The 2562-nt window shown below is 66.5% G+C and carries 3 protein-coding genes and 1 tRNA gene; 2 read left to right on the forward strand and 2 right to left on the reverse strand.

Translation table 11 applies throughout. The annotated features are described in order from the left end of the window. Positions 1 to 192: 192 nt before the first annotated feature. Positions 193 to 672, reverse strand: coding sequence for a nuclear transport factor 2 family protein (locus tag GWI24_RS43245; protein ID WP_210951491.1), 480 nt, complete (start codon positions 670 to 672; stop codon positions 193 to 195). A gap of 99 nt (positions 673 to 771) precedes the next feature. Between GWI24_RS43245 and GWI24_RS43250 the strand changes: the two genes are divergently transcribed. Further along, entirely contained in the window at positions 772 to 1323 is a 552-nt protein-coding gene (locus GWI24_RS43250; protein WP_210951492.1) for a TetR/AcrR family transcriptional regulator, read from the forward strand. A gap of 436 nt (positions 1324 to 1759) precedes the next feature. Here the strand turns inward: GWI24_RS43250 and GWI24_RS43255 are convergent. Continuing rightward, positions 1760 to 1832: transfer RNA gene (locus GWI24_RS43255), tRNA-Arg, on the reverse strand. Positions 1833 to 2205: 373 nt separating this feature from the next. On the opposite strand from GWI24_RS43255, the gene GWI24_RS43260 reads away from it, so the two are divergent. After that, positions 2206 to 2562: GTPase domain-containing protein (locus GWI24_RS43260; protein ID WP_210951493.1), on the forward strand; the 357-nt coding region annotated here is incomplete at its 3' end.

Genomic DNA, 2562 nt, shown 5'->3' on the forward strand with positions numbered 1-2562 from the left:
GTGGACCTCGGTACCAAGGACGACCGCACCGGCGGCGGGCCGGGCCCCGAAACGGGCGGCGACACCGAGGGCCGCGAGGACTGACCCCCGTTGGTTGTACTAACTACTCGCAAGCGGCTTGCCGCGGACACCGCGAACATACGCCGCCCGGCAGGACGGTCCGGTCAAGACGAGATGCGCCGATGGCAGATCTCATCGGGAATCGGCTGCCAATGCGGTTGCCAATTCGTTGAGCCGCCCGAAAGCACGGGCCATGCCCACATGATCCGCGTAGTCGCGCGATTCGACGATGACGCCGTCGCGTACACGTGTCACAAAGATGCACGGCAGCGCGAAGGGGCTGCCGTGCACCGCACCGGCATAGCTGAACTCGAAGACGACCACCTCGGGATCGGCGGTTTCGTGGACCTGACCAACGGGCTCGAACCGGTCGACTGCGTGTGTCTGGACTGTTATGCCTGCGAAGTGGCGCCGTATTTCGGCACGCGTGCGCAGCGGTATGTCGCCGGTGGGCGCGAGCGGGTGCCGGACGTCGGTGTGCTCGGCGTACAGGCCGGCGAGGTGGTCGAGGTGCGCCTGCCTCTCCTGCTCCGTGAGGCTGCCGGTGATGAGGAGGCTGACTCCGGCGGCGACGGCGCGGACGACATCGGCCGGTGCGGATGGACTTGGCATGTTCCCCCAGAAATAACCGGAGCCTGGACTTCGGTAAGGATAGCGGAGTCCAGACTCCGGCTAAAGTCCGTGTCGAGCGCCAGTGGGGAGGATGCGGGTATGCGACAGGACGCGAGGGAGAACCGGGAACGGATCCTGACCGAGGCCGAGGCGGTCTTCGGTACACGGGGAGCCGCTGGGTCGACCGAAGAGGTGGCCAGACGAGCCGGTGTCGGCATCGCCACAGTCTTTCGCCACTTTCCGACCAAGGAGAAGCTGATCGAGGCAGCACTGCTGCGACATTTCGACCAACTCATCCAACGCGCTGGCGCACTCGCCACCGACACGGACCCAGCCACTGCCTTCCGTACCCTAGTGCGGACGATGATCGAAACCGGCGCCACGAAGCTGACCCTCGCCTCGACCCTGACGGGCGGCCAGCACGTTCCGGGCAACGTAGCCGCCGCATCGGACCGGTTGAAAGCCGTCGTCAGTGACATCCTGCGGGGGGCGCAGGATGCCGACGCGGTCCGGCCCTCGATCACCGTCGAGGAGGTCTACCTCCTCATCCGGGGGCTTGCGCAGGCGTCAGCGACGATGCAGACGCGCCCGGAAACACTGGACCGCGCCATCGACGTCGTACTCGCCGGACTCTCGCAGACAGCCGGCTGACCCGGAGATGCCGCGCTTGACGATCGCTACTGAACACGCTGAAGAACTCGGCCAACCGAACGTCTCCGGCTCGAATCAACGGCTCCAGAGCGGGAGACTCATTCCCGGGGGCAGGCCCCTGTCGGTGTCGATGCCCCGGAAGTACGGGTCTGTGACCGTTTCAGGTCACGTTCGTAGCGCAGGTCCTCAGCTCACGTGCCCGACAATGGCACACGGGCATCACCCCCAACAATCGATCCCTCGAGATGCACTCTTGCGAACGCTGTCCCGCGCGCGGTGGCTGGGTGAGCGCCACCCCGCTGCTCGGGCGGAGGAACATGTCCGGGCTCTCCGCGGATCTTGGGTCGTGGGCGGTCAAAGCGCTTGACTCATGACCGGTGTGCTTCCGGACACAGCAGAGCCTCACCGGCGTTTCCGCAGGTGAGGTGGTTGTGTGCGCCCCCGGCAGGACTCGAACCTGCGGCCAAGCGCTTAGAAGGCGCCTGCTCTATCCACTGAGCTACGGGGGCCGGTGGTGGTCATGGAGCGGGTGAGCCCCCGGTGCCTGCGGGGCCGGCGGGGCGGCCGTGGTGCGGGTGGCCGGGCTCGACGGACCGTGACCTTGCCGGGACAAGGATAGGGCTCCTTGCACCTCGCCCCGGTTGCTTCACCTCCGTGGCACGTTGTGGAGGTTCGGTGAAGCGGTCTGATAATCGCAGGCAGGTCCGAAACTTGCATCGTTTTTCACGCCTCAGGGAACGGGTGTTGTGTACTCGTTATGCCCCCGCCCCTGTCGTCACGTCTGCCTCGTGCTCCTTTTGGGGTGATCCGGGTGGGTCTCTTTGACGCGCACGAGTGAGCATACGCTTCAAAAAGACACCAAAAGCGGGCATTCTTCACCATGTGGCGATCTTGGATGTACGGCCCCGGCTGCTCGACGCGCTGACCTCACTGCGTGACTGTGTCGACGCCGCTCGGTTTCCGCTCCCCCTTCCCGGCGCCGACCGCGCTCGCCGTAGCCGTGCCGAGCTGCTCGCTCAACTGGACGACTACCTCGTGCCCCGGTTGCGCGCCCCCGAAGCGCCCCTGCTGGCGGTAATCGGGGGATCGACGGGAGCGGGCAAGTCCACCCTGGTCAATTCGCTGGTCGGCCGACGAGTCACCGAGGCCGGTGTGTTGCGGCCCACAACGCGTACGCCGGTGCTGGTGTGCCACCCCGACGACCACCCCTGGTTCGCCGGGCAGCGGGTGCTGCCGCGG

It is taken from the genome of Streptomyces sp. MK37H (genome assembly GCF_018035285.1).
In the GTDB taxonomy this organism is placed as follows: Bacteria; Actinomycetota; Actinomycetes; order Streptomycetales; family Streptomycetaceae; genus Streptomyces; species Streptomyces endocoffeicus.